This window comes from Affinirhizobium helianthi (assembly GCF_042680945.1).
Taxonomy (GTDB): domain Bacteria; phylum Pseudomonadota; class Alphaproteobacteria; order Rhizobiales; family Rhizobiaceae; genus Neorhizobium; species Neorhizobium helianthi.
Window position 1 is genome coordinate 24540 of sequence record NZ_JBHUEQ010000011.1, and the last position, 13793, is coordinate 38332.

Genomic DNA, 13793 nt, shown 5'->3' on the forward strand with positions numbered 1-13793 from the left:
TGTTCTTGTAACACACATGGCGACTGGCTCTGAATAAATTGATAATGCTGCAGGCGCGAATTTGCCAGCTTAATTGCGACGTCAGGCCAAGGGTTTATGTTCACGTCTCTGTTGAACCAGCAATTTAAACCTAATTAAAGCACTTCGGTCTAAATTCCGACGAAAACCTGTCAGGCGTCTGAGCGATACACCGGTCAGTGACCTGATCTGCCCGTTGGAGACCCTTCTGCCATGCGTATTTCGTGGAAGCTTCCCGTCTTTGTTACCTTGGTAGCCTTGCTTTCGATTGCCGGTGCAAGCATTGCGAGCTTCATGGAAACGGCAAGCGTTGTGCGGCAACAGGCCGTTGCCAAGCTTGAAGCTGTGGCCAATGGCCGACAAAGTGAAACGCAGCTCTATTTGAAATCGCTGGTGACCAACCTGCATGCTTTGGCGGGTATCCCTTCGACGGGCGAGGCGCTTGGCAAGTTTCGCCGGGACTGGCGCTATCTGGGCGACAATCCGAAAGCCACGCTGACGCAACGCTACATCACCGACAATCCCAACCCGGATGGCAAGAAAGCGCTGCTGGATACGGCACGTGTCGATACCTATGACAGTAACCACGCGCTCTATCACCCACTCCTGCGGGCCTCGCTGCAACGGCTGAATTATGCCGATATCTTTCTGATCGATGGCAAGGGGACGATCCTCTACAGCGTTCAGAAAAATCCTGAATATGCCTCCAATCTCGCCGATGCGGCACTGAAGGATACGGCCTTGGCTGCCGTCTTCCGCAAAATGGCGGAGGTTGAGGATCGGGAGGCCTTTGCCATGTCCGATTTCGTGGCCTACGGCCTTGGCAAACAACCGACGCTTTTCATGGCAACGCCGCTTTTTCAGGGTGACGTGAAGGTCGGCGTGCTGGCCGTGGCGGTGGATACTCAGGGTCTGAACGCCATTTTCGGCAACCGGGTCGGCCTCGGTGCGACGGGCGAAACGCGCTTGCTGGATGCCGCAGCCCGCTTTGTCACCACCTCGCAGGTTTATCCGGGCGGCAAGGCTCTGGAGGAAAAGCTCGATCAGCCGGTCATCAAGGCGGCACTGGATGGAAAGCCGCAGACGGGCACCGTTACAGGGCCGCAAGGCAGAAGTCTGGCTGCCGTTACGCCGTTGACCTTTGCTGGCAATCAGTGGGCGGTGGCTGCCCTGATGCAGGAATCGGAAGCCTTGAATGCGCTGAGCCACCTGCGCAACGTCATTTTGATGATCACGGCCTGCATGGTGGTTGTCGCAGTTGCCGCAGCCATCTTCTTCTCTCGCACGATTACCAACCCCATCCGGGATCTGGTTGCGGCGATGTCGGGCCTGGCAAGCGGGGACACATCCGTTGAATTGAAGGGTGAGGCGCGGCGCGACGAACTGGGTGACATGGCCCGTTCGGTTGCCGTGTTCCGGGATGCGGCCATTGAGAAAACCGCGCTTCAGACTGCTGCCGAGCGCGATCGCCAGACGGCAGAGCAGGAACGCCAGCTTCGGGAGACAACGCGCAACCAGGAAACGGCTCGTCTGCAGCAGACAGTCGAAATCCTGGGCGAGGGCCTGCGCCGTCTGGCTTCCGGCGATCTGACCGCCAGCATCGACCAGCCCTTCATGGAAGGGCTCGATCGCTTGCGGCTCGATTTCAACCAGTCGATCCGCAATCTCTCGGAAATCATGCAGCGCGTGGCGGGAAGCACGGGCTCCATTTCCACCACGGCCAATGAAATGGTCTCCGCGACGGAAGATCTGTCGCGCCGTTCGGAACAGCAGGCTGCTGCCATCGAGGAAACATCGGCGGTCATCACGCAGATCATGGAGGCTATCCAGGTTTCGGCAGAGCGTGCCGCCTCCGCCCGTCAGATGGTGGCGGATGCCAAGCTTTCGACAGAGCGCTCTGGCGAAATCGTCGGCACGGCCGTGGAGGCCATGCAGCGCATCGAACAGGCATCGGCTGAAATTTCCAAGATCATCAACGTTATCGACGAGATTGCCTTCCAGACCAATCTTCTCGCTCTCAATGCGGGCGTGGAGGCCGCGCGCGCGGGTGAGGCGGGCAAGGGTTTTGCAGTCGTGGCGCAGGAAGTGCGCGAGCTTGCCCAGCGCTCTGCCAATGCAGCGCGTGAGATCAAGGAGTTGATCGGCAAGTCGGGCGATGCAGTCAAAACCGGCGTCGGCCTCGTGCGCAACACGGGTGAGGCTCTCGGTGGCATTGCCGACCAGGTTGCCCGGATCAATTCGCAGATCGCTTCCATCGCGGATGCGGCGGGCGAGCAGCAGGGCAGCGTGCGCGAGATATCTTCCGCCATCCGTCAGATGGAAACGACCACACAGCAGAATTCGCAGATGGCAGAGAAGACCAATGCGGATATGACCAGGCTTACACGCGATGCGCAGGATTTGTCCGGCCTGATTTCCGGCTTCCGCCTGGATGACCGTGCGCCTGAATCCAACTTCAAGCCGTCTGCGCCTCTTGCACCGGAGCATCGTCCTCTGCCTGTCTCGGTCCCAGCGCGTCCCGTTGTCGCCAAGGTGAAGCCAGCAGATACGAAAAGCCGATCCACACCGTCTCCTGCCAAGGCATTGATGAGCAAGCTTTCCAGCAGCTTCTCCAGTTCATCGGCAACGGCTACCAGCAAGGATGCGGACTGGGAAGAATTCTGATCTCACCCGGTTTTCGAAGACGAAAAGGCCGCGCCGGATATTCCGGCGCGGCCTTTTCTCATGCGTCTTTCAAATGATCAGAGCGACTTCTGCAACTCAGGAAGAAGCTCGAAGAGATCGCCTACGAGGCCGTAGTCGGCAACCTGGAAGATTGGCGCTTCCTCGTCCTTGTTGATCGCGACGATGACCTTGGAATCCTTCATGCCTGCCAGATGCTGGATGGCACCGGAAATGCCGCAGGCGATGTAGAGATCAGGCGCGACGACCTTGCCGGTCTGGCCAACCTGCCAGTCGTTGGGCGCGTAACCTGCATCGACCGCAGCGCGGGATGCGCCGACGGCGGCACCCAGCTTGTCGGCGAGCGGCAGGATGACTTCCTTGAACTTTTCCGAGGAACCCAGGGCGCGGCCGCCCGATACGATGATCTTAGCCGAGGTGAGTTCCGGACGATCGGAGGATGACAGTGCATCGCCCACGAAAGAGGAAACGCCCGGATTGCCGGCAGCCGATACGCTCTCAACCGATGCAGAGCCACCTTCCGCCGTTGCCGCAAAGGCAGCGGTGCGGACCGTGATGACCTTTTTGGCATCTGTGGCCTGAACCGTCTGGATGGCGTTGCCTGCATAGATCGGACGCTTGAAGGTGTCTGCGGAGACGACTTCAATGATTTCCGAAACCTGCATCACGTCCAGCAGGGCTGCAACGCGGGGCATGACGTTCTTCGCCGCTGCGGTGGCAGCTGCGATGATGACATCGTAGGAACCGGCCAGCGAAACAATGAGGTCCGCCACAGGTTCTGCCAGGTTGTTGGCATAGGCGGCGTCATCCGCCAGCAGGACCTTCGATACGCCGGAGAGCTTGGCGGCGGCATCGGCAGCAGCCTTGGCATTGGAACCGGCAACCAGCACATGCACATCGCCGCCAATCTTGGCAGCAGCGGTCAAAGCCTTTGCCGTCTGGTCGGAGACGCTTGCGCCATCGTGTTCTGCGAGAAGAAGAATAGCCATTTTAGTTCTCCCTTTCCTTACAGCACGCCAGCTTCGGTCTTGAGCTTTTCAACCAGTTCGGTGACGCTCTTGACCTTGATGCCGGCCTTGCGGCCGCCCGGCTCTTCCGTTTTCAGGACCTTCAGGCGCGGTGCCAGATCGACGCCGAAATCGGCAGGCGACTTCTTGTCGAGCGGCTTTTTCTTGGCCTTCATGATGTTCGGCAGCGAAGCATAACGCGGCTCGTTCAGACGAAGATCGGTGGTGACGATCGCCGGAAGCTTGACCTCGATGGTCTGCAGACCACCATCCACTTCGCGGGTCACCTTGGCGGAGCCTTCACCCAGCTCGACCTTGGACGCAAATGTTGCCTGACCCCATTTCAGAAGGGCGGCGAGCATCTGGCCGGTCTGGTTCGAATCGTCGTCGATGGCTTGCTTGCCAAGGATGACGAGGCCCGGATTTTCCGCCTCGACCACGCCCTTGAGAAGCTTTGCCACAGCGAGCGGCTCAACCGTTTCATCCGTTTCAATCAGGATGGCACGATCAGCGCCCATGGCGAGCGCGGTGCGCAGCGTTTCTTCCGCCTTGGCAGGGCCGATGGAGACCACGACGACCTCTTCCGCCTTGCCGGCTTCCTTCAGGCGAAGGGCCTCTTCCACGGAAATTTCGTCGAAGGGGTTCATCGACATCTTCACGTTGGCAAGCTCAACGCCCGTCCCATCCGCCTTGACACGGATCTTCACGTTGTAATCAACCACCCGCTTTACAGGCACAAGGATCTTCATGACTTCCTTCCTCAAACTAACCATGGGGAAAATGCGGCCTCTCCCATGCCGCTGATTGTCAATAGGCGACATGGATAGACATTTTTCCACCGAACACAAAGAGTTTTCGGTTTTTCTGGTTGTGCTATTTGATCATCCCCCCATTCCGTTCCAGGCTTGCCCTATTCATCAAGCTCGGCGGACTTAGGCGCAACGACCACCCGATCGAAAAGCGGCACACCATCCCGGCGTAAAATGACAACCAGGAAAGCGCCCGCCAGAATGCCGCCGACATGGGCGCCCCAGGACACGAAACCCCTGACATCCAGGACCAACATGAAGAACTGTTGGCCAACCCAGATGAGAAGAGGGATGAATGCGGGAAGCGGCAAAGGAATGCGGAAGAATATGAGCGTCCACAGGCGCACACGCGGATGCAACATGAGATAGGCCGCCACCACGCCCGATACAGCCCCGGACGCGCCGATCAGCGGCGCTGCGGAAAACGGATCGAGCAGACCGTGCAGCAGGGCGCCCGCCACGGCGCAAACGAGATAGAAAACCAGAAAGCGGACGTGGCCCAACGCATCTTCGACATTATCGCCGAAGACCCAAAGAAAAAGCATATTGCTCAGGAGATGCCAGAAATCGACGTGCAGAAACGCGTAGGTGACGAAAGACGCCTTCTCCGGCAGGATGCTGAAGATGGGTGGCAGTGCCGCATAGTCAAAGGTTACGGCGGGGATGAAGCCGAGCGCCAGAGTGGCGAAATCTGCCTCGCCGGGCGACATGGCACGCGTGAGCAGCCAGACGAGGCAGTTTACGAGGATCAACCCGATCGTCACATACTGAAGCCGGATGTATTTCAGGCGGTTCACATCGTAGATCGGGATGAACATGCGGCGGCTCTCGTCCCGATCTACTCGCGATTCTTACCGGGCACCCAGAGAATATCCGCCTTGCCACCATCGTTGACGAAGCGGGAGGCGACAAAAAGAAAATCGGAGAGGCGGTTGATGTATTTCAACGCAGGCGCGGAGATTGCCTCGCCTTCCGCTTTCGACAGTTCCACCATCAGTCGTTCGGCGCGGCGGGAGACCGTGCGCGCAACATGCAGGTGGGCCGCAGCGGCAGAGCCGCCCGGCAGGACGAAGGAGGTCAAGGGGTCGAGGGCTGCATTCAACTGGTCGATTTCACGCTCGAGGCGATCCACCTGTGCCTGCACGATACGCAGCGGCTCCCATTCAAGCTTTTCTCCGGTGTCTGGCGTTGCCAGATCGGCGCCAAGATCGAAGAGATCGTTCTGAATGCGCATCAACATGGCATCCAGTTCAGGATGATTGCCGGTGTGCAGGCGGGCAACGCCAATCACGGCATTGGTTTCGTCAACCGTGCCGTAGGCTTCCACGCGTACATCGTGCTTGAGCCTTCTCGGGCCGCAGACAAGGCCTGTCGTGCCGTCATCGCCGGTGCGGGTATAAATCTTGTTGAGCTTTACCAAGGCTTATCGACCTCCGCCTGTCAGCCAGAGCGTGAACATGATGAGTATGATGGCGACGGCCTGCAAAAGGACGCGCAATTGCATCAGCTTGTTGGATCTGTTCGCGTCGGTCCCCTTCACCATGTTGAAGAGACCCTTGATGAGAACAAGAACAACCAGACCCATGACGATCAACGTCAGGATCGTCGTGAAATTCGACATGATGTCTAACCTTTCCCCCCGGAGGTGCCGTTCGGTATCAGTCCATTTTACGCAAGAGCTTGTAGAGCAGATCTGCCGGAAGCAGACGCTTTGCCAAAACGCCCTTTTTAGCGGGCGTGGTGACGATGTAATGTGGCCGCGGGCGCTTTGCGGTCAAGGCGTGTTGCAGTACCTGATAGACTGCTTCCGGCCCAAGCTTGTGCTTGTTGATGGGGCCGGTGCCGTCCAGCCGCGCCAATTGCCTGCGATATTCTTCCCGGTGCGCCGAATTCTCGACATCGATGTGCGCCTGCACGGCGGCGAGTGCATTTGCCGTAAAGCGTGACTCGATCGGCCCCGGCTCGATCAGGCTCACCCAGATGCCGCTGCCATCCAGTTCCATGCGAAGCGTCACGCTCAGGCCTTCGATGGCATGTTTGGAGGCATTATAGGCGCCGCGATAGCGGAAGGGCACGAGCCCGAGAATGGAGGAGCATTGCACGATGCGCCCCGTACCTTCCGCGCGCATGAAGGGAATGATCTGGCGGGTGAGTTCATGCCAGCCGAAAACATTGGTCTCGAACTGGAGCCGCAGCACATCGGTCGAAAGATCTTCCACCGCGCCGGGTTGCCCATAGGCGCCATTGTTGAACAGCGCGTCGATTTTTCCGCCTGTTCGAGACGCCACCTCCGCCACAAGGGCATCGATGGTGTCGCGGCGCGTGTAATCCATCAACAGCGCTTCGATACCGTCTGCCTCAAGCGCTGCGAGATCGGCATCGCGGCGAACCGTTGCAAACACGCGCCAGCCGTCACGCTTCAAGGCGCGGGCGCTGTAGGCACCGATTCCTGAGGAGCATCCGGTAACGATGATGCTTTTTTGCCGCGACATGCTTGCTCCCTTACAATTTCAACCGCATTTCCCATATTCCGGAAGCAGTGACAACGGAGTTCCCATTGGCAGACGAAGCGGCGCAAATCCGGTGGCATCGGCTTGCCTTCAAGGTCTTATACGATGCCTACTGGCACTTCAACGACGACGACGGCTGGGCCATGGCAAGCCATGTGGCGCTTTCGGGTCTGCTTGCGCTGTTTCCCTTCCTGATTTTCGGGACGGCATTGGCTGGTTTTCTGGGCGCCAGCACGTTTTCCGCAACGGCGGTGCATCTGCTGTTCGATACCTGGCCGACCGATATTGCCGAACCGCTGGCGGCGGAGGTTAACCGGGTGCTGGAGATCCCGCGCGGCGGTCTTTTGACCATCTCCGTATTGGCCGCGGCCTATTTCGCCTCCAACGGGGTGGAAGCCCTGCGCATTTCCTTGAATCGTGCCTATCGCGTTGCCGAAAACCGGGCATGGTACATCACGCGGCTAACCAGCCTTGGCTATGTCATCGTTGCCGTTGTGCTCTTTGCGGCGATCAGCATCGTTCTGGTTGCCATCCCGATCGCCATCCGCATTGCCGGAACCCGCTTTCCCTGGTTGCAGGATGAGCTTTCCGCCGTATCGAATTTCGGTGTGCTCGGCACAGTCATCGTGCTGTTTGTCGGGTTAATCGTCTGCCACAAATTCCTGCCCGCCGGCAGCCGCCGTGTCATCGACATCCTGCCCGGCGTTCTCTTGACGCTCCTGTGCTGGTCAGGATTTGCCTTGGCCTTCGCCTCATACCTTTCCACCTTTGCCAATTATGCGGCCACCTATGCGGGGCTTGCCTCTGTCATGGTGGTTCTGGTGTTTCTCTATATGGTGGGGGTGATCTTCATGCTGGGGGCGGAGGTGAATGCGGCGCTGATGAAATATCGGGTTTACTCTGCGCTGAAGCATGCAAGGCAAGGCCAGCAGAACAAGGCGGAGGTTTTAGGCCAGACCGAGAAGGCGGCGGATATCGGCCGGTGACTGGCCCGCTTCGCGTAACGATTCCAGGCCGGTCGACTGCTCGCTCTTGGACAGTTTGCGTCCATCCGGTCCCAGAATCAGGCGGTGGTGGTGATAGATGGGTTCCGGCAGATCCAGCAGGTGCTGAAGCAGCCGGTGCACGGCGGTTGCCTTGAAGAGATCGAGACCGCGTACGACATGCGTGACGCCTTGGGCGGCATCGTCCACCACGACGGAGAGGTGGTAGCTGGAGGGCGCATCCGAGCGCGACAGGATGACGTCGCCCCATTCCAGCGGATCTGCTTCAACAATCCCCGTGTCGCTTTCTCCCGTTTCCCGCCAGTTCAGACCGCCGCTGAGTTTCCTGACCGCCTTCGCCATGTCGAGCCGCAGCGCATGGCGCTTGCCAAGAGCGAGCAATTGCCGACGCTCCGCCTCGCTGCGCTCCCGGTCGTCTTCCGGATAATGCGGTGCGCCATCCGGATCACGCGGCCAGATGCGCCCGCTTGCTTCCCACGCGCTGACCCGCTGCTTGACCTCGCTCCGGGTGAGGAAGGCGGGATAGATCAGGCCCTGATCCGTCAGTCTTTGAAGGGCCGAGGCATAGTCAGCCAGATGTTCCGATTGACGCCTGACCGTGCCGTCCCAGCGAAAGCCAAGCCAGACGAGATCCCGATAGATGAATTCTTCCAGTTCGGGGCGGCAGCGTGTCCGGTCGATATCTTCGATGCGCAAGAGCACGCGCCCGGTTTTCTCGCGCGCCATTTTCTGGTTCAGGAGAGCTGAATAGGCATGGCCAAGATGCAAAAGCCCGTTAGGACTGGGGGCAAAGCGGAAAACAGGATGACGCTCATTCATGGACATGCTTCCTTCTGCCACGAAATGGAGACGAACACGATGCCTCTCATTCGTAGCGAACAGGATCTGCAGGCCGGCCTGGAGGCATTGGCCCGGCTTGATGGCAGGCTTTCCCCCATCATTGCAAAGGCAGGCCCCTTGCCGCTGCGTCTGCTGACTCCCGGTTTCGAGGGCCTTGCCAATATCATCGTCTCGCAGGTCATCTCCAAGGCTGCGGCCTCGGCCATCTGGCGGCGGATGGAAGCGTCCGGCGCGATCTCTGCCGAGGGCTTTCTCAACTGCCCGCCTGATGCGGTGAATGGCTTCGGCCTGTCCCGTGCGAAGCTTTCAACCCTGCTTGGTGTCGCGGAAGCCGTGGATACAGGCAGGCTCGATCTGGCTGCCCTGTCATCACTTGCACCGTCCGAGGCGCTGGGCGCGTTGATGCAGTTGAAAGGTGTCGGTCTCTGGACGGCTGAGGTCTATCTGATGTTCTGTGAAGGCCACGCGGATGTTTTCCCAGCCGGGGATGTGGCGCTGCGCGCTGCCGTGGCGCATGGGCTTATGCTGGAGACGCGGCCCTCGATCGCGCAAACGGTTGCCATTGCATCTGACTGGCAGCCCTGGCGCTCTGTCGCCGCCCGTCTTTTCTGGGCCTATTACGCAGCTCACATGGGCCGAAGCATCACGCCGCTTGCCTGATTCGCGAATCATTTGGCTGCGACATCAAAGGGGCTTCACATTCCTGTAACAACGGACCTAATATAGAAGGGACATAAGCCGAATCGGTGAGGAGCGTCCGTTGACGATTGCAGTCTCCCCGCAGGCCCTGCCGGCGCTCGTGTTGAACGCTGACTACCGGCCGCTGAGTTATTATCCCTTGTCGCTCTGGTCCTGGCAGGACGCGATCAAGGCGGTGTTCCTCGACCGTGTGAATATCATAGCAGAATATGATCACTCGGTTTCATCGCCCACCTTCTCGATGCGATTACCAAGCGTCGTCAGCCTCAAGACCTATATTCAACCGACCAGAAACCCGGCCTTTACCCGCTTCAACGTTTTCCTTCGCGATAAATTCGAATGCCAATATTGCGGCTCTCGCGATGATCTCACCTTCGACCACGTGATACCCCGGGCCCATGGCGGGGAAACGACCTGGGAAAATGTGGTGGCGGCCTGCTCTCCCTGCAATTTGCGAAAGGGCAGCAAACTTCCCAAGCAAGCGGGAATGTTCCCGGCGCAGAAGCCCTATCCACCCACCGTGCAGGATCTTCATAACAACGGGCGCCTGTTCCCACCCAACTATCTGCATGAAAGCTGGATGGACTATCTCTACTGGGATACCGAGCTTCAGCCCTGATTATGCGCGCTTGAATATGGCGCGCAGCGCAATGCCAGCCAGAGCAAGGCTTGCAACAACGTTCCAGCCGGCGAAGGACAGGCCGAGCACGCGTAGTGCTGCTTCCGTGCAGGATGGTCCGTGAACACTGTTGAGGTCGCTGAGCAGGTTGCCGGCATTGGTCGTCATGCCATTGGCGGTGGTGGAGCATGTCGCCGGTCCAGGCCAGAAACCCCATTCCACGCCAGCATGGTAGACACCCATTCCGGCTCCCACCAGCATCATGATGGCCACAAGCCCGAGAAGAATGCGTGTGACGGCAGGCGGCAGACGGAAGACCGCCGTGACCAGGGCCCCCAGTGCAACCGGGATGGCCCAGTAATAGGGTTCGCGTTGCAAGAGGCAAAGCGCACAGGGAATGTAGCCGCCGATATGTTGAAAGCCGAGAGCCGTTCCCACTGTGGCAGCCATTCCGGCCGCCAGGATGAGGGAATTGCTCATCAGAAAGCGGCGGGTTTCAGTCGAGGGGGCGGCATCCATGACAGTCTCTCCGGGCGAACCAGTTGTTTGCATCTGATTAGGCGAGGTGCGTCTATGTGTAAATGTGACCTCTTTGCTTCTGTCGGTCTCGAGCACCAAAAAAACGTGAGAAGCTTTGGCGGGAAGTCTCGGCAAACCGCTTGCGCCGCACCTTTGGCCTGTGCTAGACGCGTCTCACCATTTTCGAAGCCCCGTTGGCGGAATTGGTAGACGCGCCTGACTCAAAATCAGGTTCCGAAAGGAGTGCTGGTTCGATTCCGGCACGGGGCACCACTCTTCCCGCTATAGTTTTTTGTTGCTGCATCGGATCTGAGACGTTTCGCTGTCTCAGCCATCGCGCCCTGCAAGACCCAGGATCTTCTGCCTGAGCAGGCGGGCCATGTTGCGCGTGTTGCGATAGAGGTGGAGCTGCGCGCCTACCTGGCGCACGTCGCGGTCGCTGGTTTCCGACAGGCCGATGACCAGCGTGCCCATTTCCTCGCGTTCCATCCAGAATCGGCTCATGATCGGGTGATCCGGCACGGCGCAGGAATCCGAACGCTGAATATTCAGGTCGTCCAGATGCCAGTCGGTCAGCTTCATCATCAGAAGCTTGCCGGGGGAAAAGCGCGCATAGGCCTCGTCATAGGCTGTTTTCCAGGTGTAGGCCTCACCTCCCATGACGAAAACCACCAGTGATGCGATGGCTTTGCCATTCAGGTCTATCGTGTGGATACGAACGGCATCGGCTTCGGAAAGATTGGCAATGGCTTCCCGGGCGAAGGCTGCGCGGAAACGATCGCTGATCATGGCAGAGCGCTTGCGCCCTTTCCAGCCGCTCGCTTCCAGGCTGAGGAATTCCTCGGTTCTGCGGCGGATCTCGGAAGGCTGACGCGCCACCTCGTAGGAGACTGTTCCTTGCGCTTCCAGCTGGCGCCACTGCCGGCGCATTTCCCGCATATGGTGGGAGGACAGGGCTTTTCGGAGATAGGCTTCTCCGTCCAGTTCGCTTTGCAGGATGGGACGCTGAAATATGTTGGTCGTGGTGACCGGAAGGTTGCGGCCGACCGCTACCGCGCGCATGAGTTGGGCAAAGCGGCCATTGATGCGCAGGTCGGGCAGGACGAGAATATTTGGCAGGCGGAGATCTCTGCGTGACAGGGCCTCAAGCAGATTATCCAGAGTTTCAGCCGCCTCTTCGGCATCGAGAAGGGGCGTGCCCAGCGGGCCGAACGGGTTGGCCCAGGCACGAATGATCGAGGCGCCGATGGAAAAGCCCGGCTTTTCCGTGGTGAAGGGCATGAGAAGCCGCATTCGGCTGGAGCGTGCATTCACATCACGAATGAGCGCCAGTTGCACCTGCTTGTCTTCCACGCGCGGCATGGCGGGTGCCAGCACTCTTCCGGCAAAGAAGACGTTGGGTTCCAGTGCGCGGTTTGAAAGAAAGTCCAGTTCCTCCTGCAGGTCGTAACCCATGGAGGCGGGGTAGATGGACAGAGTTCTGCCTGCCCGGCCCACCTGTGTTTTCAAGGGTGCGTCAGGAATGACCGTGCGGGATGGGGCTGGGCCTATCTCGATGTCGGTGCGGAAGGGGCCTTGCGGCGGCATCTCAACCATTGTGATCCTGACCTTCATGTCTGGCGGACCCCACAATGGGGGATGCGAATGCAAACAGCCTTATCCCGAGTGTTTTGCGCACGGCAAGATGGAGGAGAATAGCCTCCAGCACCATCGCGCCCGCTGTGGCGCTCGCGGCACCATAAAGACCGTAAAGCGGAATAAGCGTGATGTTAAGGCAGATATTGGCGGTGAGGATGATCGCGTAGAGCGTCACGCAAAGTGTCTGTCGTCCGGCCATGTTGAGCAGGACTTCACCCGGGCCGACCGTTGCCTTGGCCAGGATGCCCAGAAACAGGATCAACATGAGAGGGTGGCCATTGGTGAAATTGGGGCCGAAAAGGCCAAGCAGAAATTGGCCGAGGGCGAGAACCGACAACCCGACGATCAGCGCTGGCCAGAAGGACCACCGGGCCGCTTCGCCCGCGAAACTGGCGAGTTCCTGCGTATCGCCTCTTGCCATGATGGCGGAAAAACGGGGCGCCGCAGCCGCCTTGACGGAGAAATAAACGAACTGAACCAGTGCAATTGTCTTGGCCGCGGCAAAATAGATCGCCACCTGATCTGGAGGCAGATAGAGCCCGACGACCACGACATCCGAATTGGTCAGCAGAAAACCAATTCCATCGACGAGGAAGAGCGGCAGTGAAAATCGTAGCCACGGCGCCAGCGCCAGGGTTCTGCGCCCGGTGCCGAACCGTGCCCGCAGCTTCACACTCACGCGGATGAACTGGAACAGCGAGGTGAGATAGGTTGCCACAAGCGCAGCTATCATGGCCGTGCGTGCGGTACGTTCTTCTCCAAGCCAGATGGCCAGAAGCATAAAGCCAAGGATCAGCAGCGGCCGAATGATGAAGGTGGGGCTGAGTGCGGTGAAGATCCAGCCATTGGCTCTGGCCGTGCCATCCAGCACATCGCCAAGCGCAATCATGGGCAAAGTGAACAGACCGAGGAAGACGGGCACCATCCAGTAATCCGGCACGACCTGATCGAAGACTTCGAGGAACAGAAGCCCGAAGCCCGCCAGCACGCTGGCCGATGCCATTGCAATGACACGTGCCGTCGAATTCAGCCCGCGGACAAACTCATGCTCGCCGCGGCTGCGATGCTGCGGCAGGAACCGGATGACGGCCGTGTGAAAACCGAGACAGGAGAGATTGCCGAAGACGACAACGAGAACCCATACGAAAGCAAAGATGCCGTATTCGAACTCGCCCATCAGGCGGGCCTGGATGATCTGGGCGAGAAAGGCAATCGCTGCGCTGCCAATGCGGATCAGAAAGGCCACCACCGCCATGCGCTGGGCAAGGCTTGCTTCATCATGTCCATGCAGCATCGGACCCAGTCGCCGCAGCATCGGGATCAGCCGAAGCCTGACGCTGAGCGGAAGCAGTCTTTCCGCTGTTTCGATGACCGTCATGGATGGGCGATACTCACGGTAAGCCACAAAGTAGTATCGAATTTGCATGACGGAGCGTTAAGGAAGCGTA

14 protein-coding genes and 1 tRNA gene are annotated in these 13793 nt (G+C 59.1%); 5 read left to right on the top strand and 10 right to left on the bottom strand.

What is annotated here, in order from left to right; all coding sequences use genetic code 11:
- Positions 1–231: 231 nt before the first annotated feature.
- On the top strand, positions 232–2682 hold the full coding sequence (locus tag ACFSE1_RS06715) for a methyl-accepting chemotaxis protein (protein ID WP_377398281.1): 2451 nt from the start codon (positions 232–234) through the stop codon (positions 2680–2682).
- Between the two features lie 77 nt (positions 2683–2759).
- On the opposite strand, the gene ACFSE1_RS06720 is transcribed toward ACFSE1_RS06715, so the two are convergent.
- The 6 genes from ACFSE1_RS06720 to ACFSE1_RS06745 form a co-directional block, all read right to left on the bottom strand.
- A complete protein-coding gene (locus ACFSE1_RS06720; RefSeq protein ID WP_377398284.1) occupies positions 2760–3689 on the bottom strand; it encodes an electron transfer flavoprotein subunit alpha/FixB family protein in 930 nt (309 codons plus the stop codon).
- Positions 3690–3706: 17 nt separating this feature from the next.
- Positions 3707–4456: an electron transfer flavoprotein subunit beta/FixA family protein gene (locus tag ACFSE1_RS06725; protein ID WP_377398288.1), complete on the bottom strand. Its 750-nt coding sequence runs from the start codon at positions 4454–4456 to the stop codon at positions 3707–3709.
- Between the two features lie 161 nt (positions 4457–4617).
- Complete coding sequence (locus ACFSE1_RS06730; protein WP_377398291.1) at positions 4618–5334, bottom strand: rhomboid family intramembrane serine protease; 717 nt, start codon at positions 5332–5334, stop codon at positions 4618–4620.
- A 20-nt stretch (positions 5335–5354) separates the two neighbouring features.
- The gene (locus ACFSE1_RS06735) at positions 5355–5936 is read right to left on the bottom strand and encodes a cob(I)yrinic acid a,c-diamide adenosyltransferase (protein WP_377398294.1); all 582 of its coding nucleotides are present in this window, start codon (positions 5934–5936) and stop codon (positions 5355–5357) included.
- Positions 5937–5939: 3 nt separating this feature from the next.
- Positions 5940–6137: a twin transmembrane helix small protein gene (locus ACFSE1_RS06740; protein WP_377398297.1), complete on the bottom strand. Its 198-nt coding sequence runs from the start codon at positions 6135–6137 to the stop codon at positions 5940–5942.
- Positions 6138–6174: 37 nt separating this feature from the next.
- Positions 6175–7008 carry an SDR family oxidoreductase gene (locus ACFSE1_RS06745; RefSeq protein ID WP_377398300.1) on the bottom strand — a complete coding sequence of 278 codons (834 nt, stop codon included), beginning with the start codon at positions 7006–7008 and terminating at the stop codon, positions 6175–6177.
- A gap of 65 nt (positions 7009–7073) precedes the next feature.
- Between ACFSE1_RS06745 and ACFSE1_RS06750 the strand changes: the two genes are divergently transcribed.
- Complete coding sequence (locus tag ACFSE1_RS06750) at positions 7074–8012, top strand: YihY/virulence factor BrkB family protein (protein WP_377398303.1); 939 nt, start codon at positions 7074–7076, stop codon at positions 8010–8012.
- Here the strand turns inward: ACFSE1_RS06750 and gluQRS are convergent.
- Positions 7974–8855 carry a tRNA glutamyl-Q(34) synthetase GluQRS gene (gene gluQRS / locus ACFSE1_RS06755; RefSeq protein WP_377398306.1) on the bottom strand — a complete coding sequence of 294 codons (882 nt, stop codon included), beginning with the start codon at positions 8853–8855 and terminating at the stop codon, positions 7974–7976. The two genes, ACFSE1_RS06750 and gluQRS, sit on opposite strands and share 39 nt — an antisense overlap.
- Before the next feature lie 33 nt (positions 8856–8888).
- Between gluQRS and ACFSE1_RS06760 the strand changes: the two genes are divergently transcribed.
- Together ACFSE1_RS06760 and ACFSE1_RS06765 are read left to right on the top strand one after the other, a co-directional pair.
- On the top strand, positions 8889–9530 hold the full coding sequence (locus tag ACFSE1_RS06760; RefSeq protein ID WP_377398309.1) for a DNA-3-methyladenine glycosylase family protein: 642 nt from the start codon (positions 8889–8891) through the stop codon (positions 9528–9530).
- A gap of 100 nt (positions 9531–9630) precedes the next feature.
- On the top strand, positions 9631–10188 hold the full coding sequence (locus ACFSE1_RS06765; RefSeq protein ID WP_377398312.1) for an HNH endonuclease: 558 nt from the start codon (positions 9631–9633) through the stop codon (positions 10186–10188).
- Here ACFSE1_RS06765 and ACFSE1_RS06770 read toward each other — a convergent pair whose 3' ends face one another.
- Positions 10189–10707, bottom strand: coding sequence for a disulfide bond formation protein B (locus tag ACFSE1_RS06770; RefSeq protein WP_377398315.1), 519 nt, complete (start codon positions 10705–10707; stop codon positions 10189–10191).
- Between the two features lie 188 nt (positions 10708–10895).
- Here ACFSE1_RS06770 and ACFSE1_RS06775 point away from each other — a divergent pair.
- Positions 10896–10980, top strand: a tRNA-Leu gene (locus ACFSE1_RS06775).
- Between the two features lie 54 nt (positions 10981–11034).
- Here the strand turns inward: ACFSE1_RS06775 and ACFSE1_RS06780 are convergent.
- Complete coding sequence (locus tag ACFSE1_RS06780; protein ID WP_377398318.1) at positions 11035–12321, bottom strand: GNAT family N-acetyltransferase; 1287 nt, start codon at positions 12319–12321, stop codon at positions 11035–11037.
- A complete protein-coding gene (locus ACFSE1_RS06785; RefSeq protein WP_377398378.1) occupies positions 12296–13594 on the bottom strand; it encodes a lipopolysaccharide biosynthesis protein in 1299 nt (432 codons plus the stop codon). The genes ACFSE1_RS06780 and ACFSE1_RS06785 overlap by 26 nt, the downstream gene beginning before the upstream one ends.
- Between the last annotated feature and the right edge of the window lie 199 nt (positions 13595–13793).

Excerpts from the sequence above, each read along its gene's own strand:
- ACFSE1_RS06715 (WP_377398281.1), top strand. The coding sequence starts at position 232 with ATGCGTATTTCGTGGAAGCTTCCCGTCTTTGTTACCTTGGTAGCCTTG.
- ACFSE1_RS06720 (WP_377398284.1), bottom strand. The coding sequence starts at position 3,689 with ATGGCTATTCTTCTTCTCGCAGAACACGATGGCGCAAGCGTCTCCGAC.
- ACFSE1_RS06725 (WP_377398288.1), bottom strand. The coding sequence starts at position 4,456 with ATGAAGATCCTTGTGCCTGTAAAGCGGGTGGTTGATTACAACGTGAAG.
- ACFSE1_RS06730 (WP_377398291.1), bottom strand. The coding sequence starts at position 5,334 with ATGTTCATCCCGATCTACGATGTGAACCGCCTGAAATACATCCGGCTT.
- ACFSE1_RS06740 (WP_377398297.1), bottom strand. The coding sequence starts at position 6,137 with ATGTCGAATTTCACGACGATCCTGACGTTGATCGTCATGGGTCTGGTT.
- ACFSE1_RS06745 (WP_377398300.1), bottom strand. The coding sequence starts at position 7,008 with ATGTCGCGGCAAAAAAGCATCATCGTTACCGGATGCTCCTCAGGAATC.
- gluQRS (WP_377398306.1), bottom strand. The coding sequence starts at position 8,855 with ATGTCCATGAATGAGCGTCATCCTGTTTTCCGCTTTGCCCCCAGTCCT.
- ACFSE1_RS06760 (WP_377398309.1), top strand. The coding sequence starts at position 8,889 with ATGCCTCTCATTCGTAGCGAACAGGATCTGCAGGCCGGCCTGGAGGCA.
- ACFSE1_RS06770 (WP_377398315.1), bottom strand. The coding sequence starts at position 10,707 with ATGGATGCCGCCCCCTCGACTGAAACCCGCCGCTTTCTGATGAGCAAT.
- ACFSE1_RS06780 (WP_377398318.1), bottom strand. The coding sequence starts at position 12,321 with ATGAAGGTCAGGATCACAATGGTTGAGATGCCGCCGCAAGGCCCCTTC.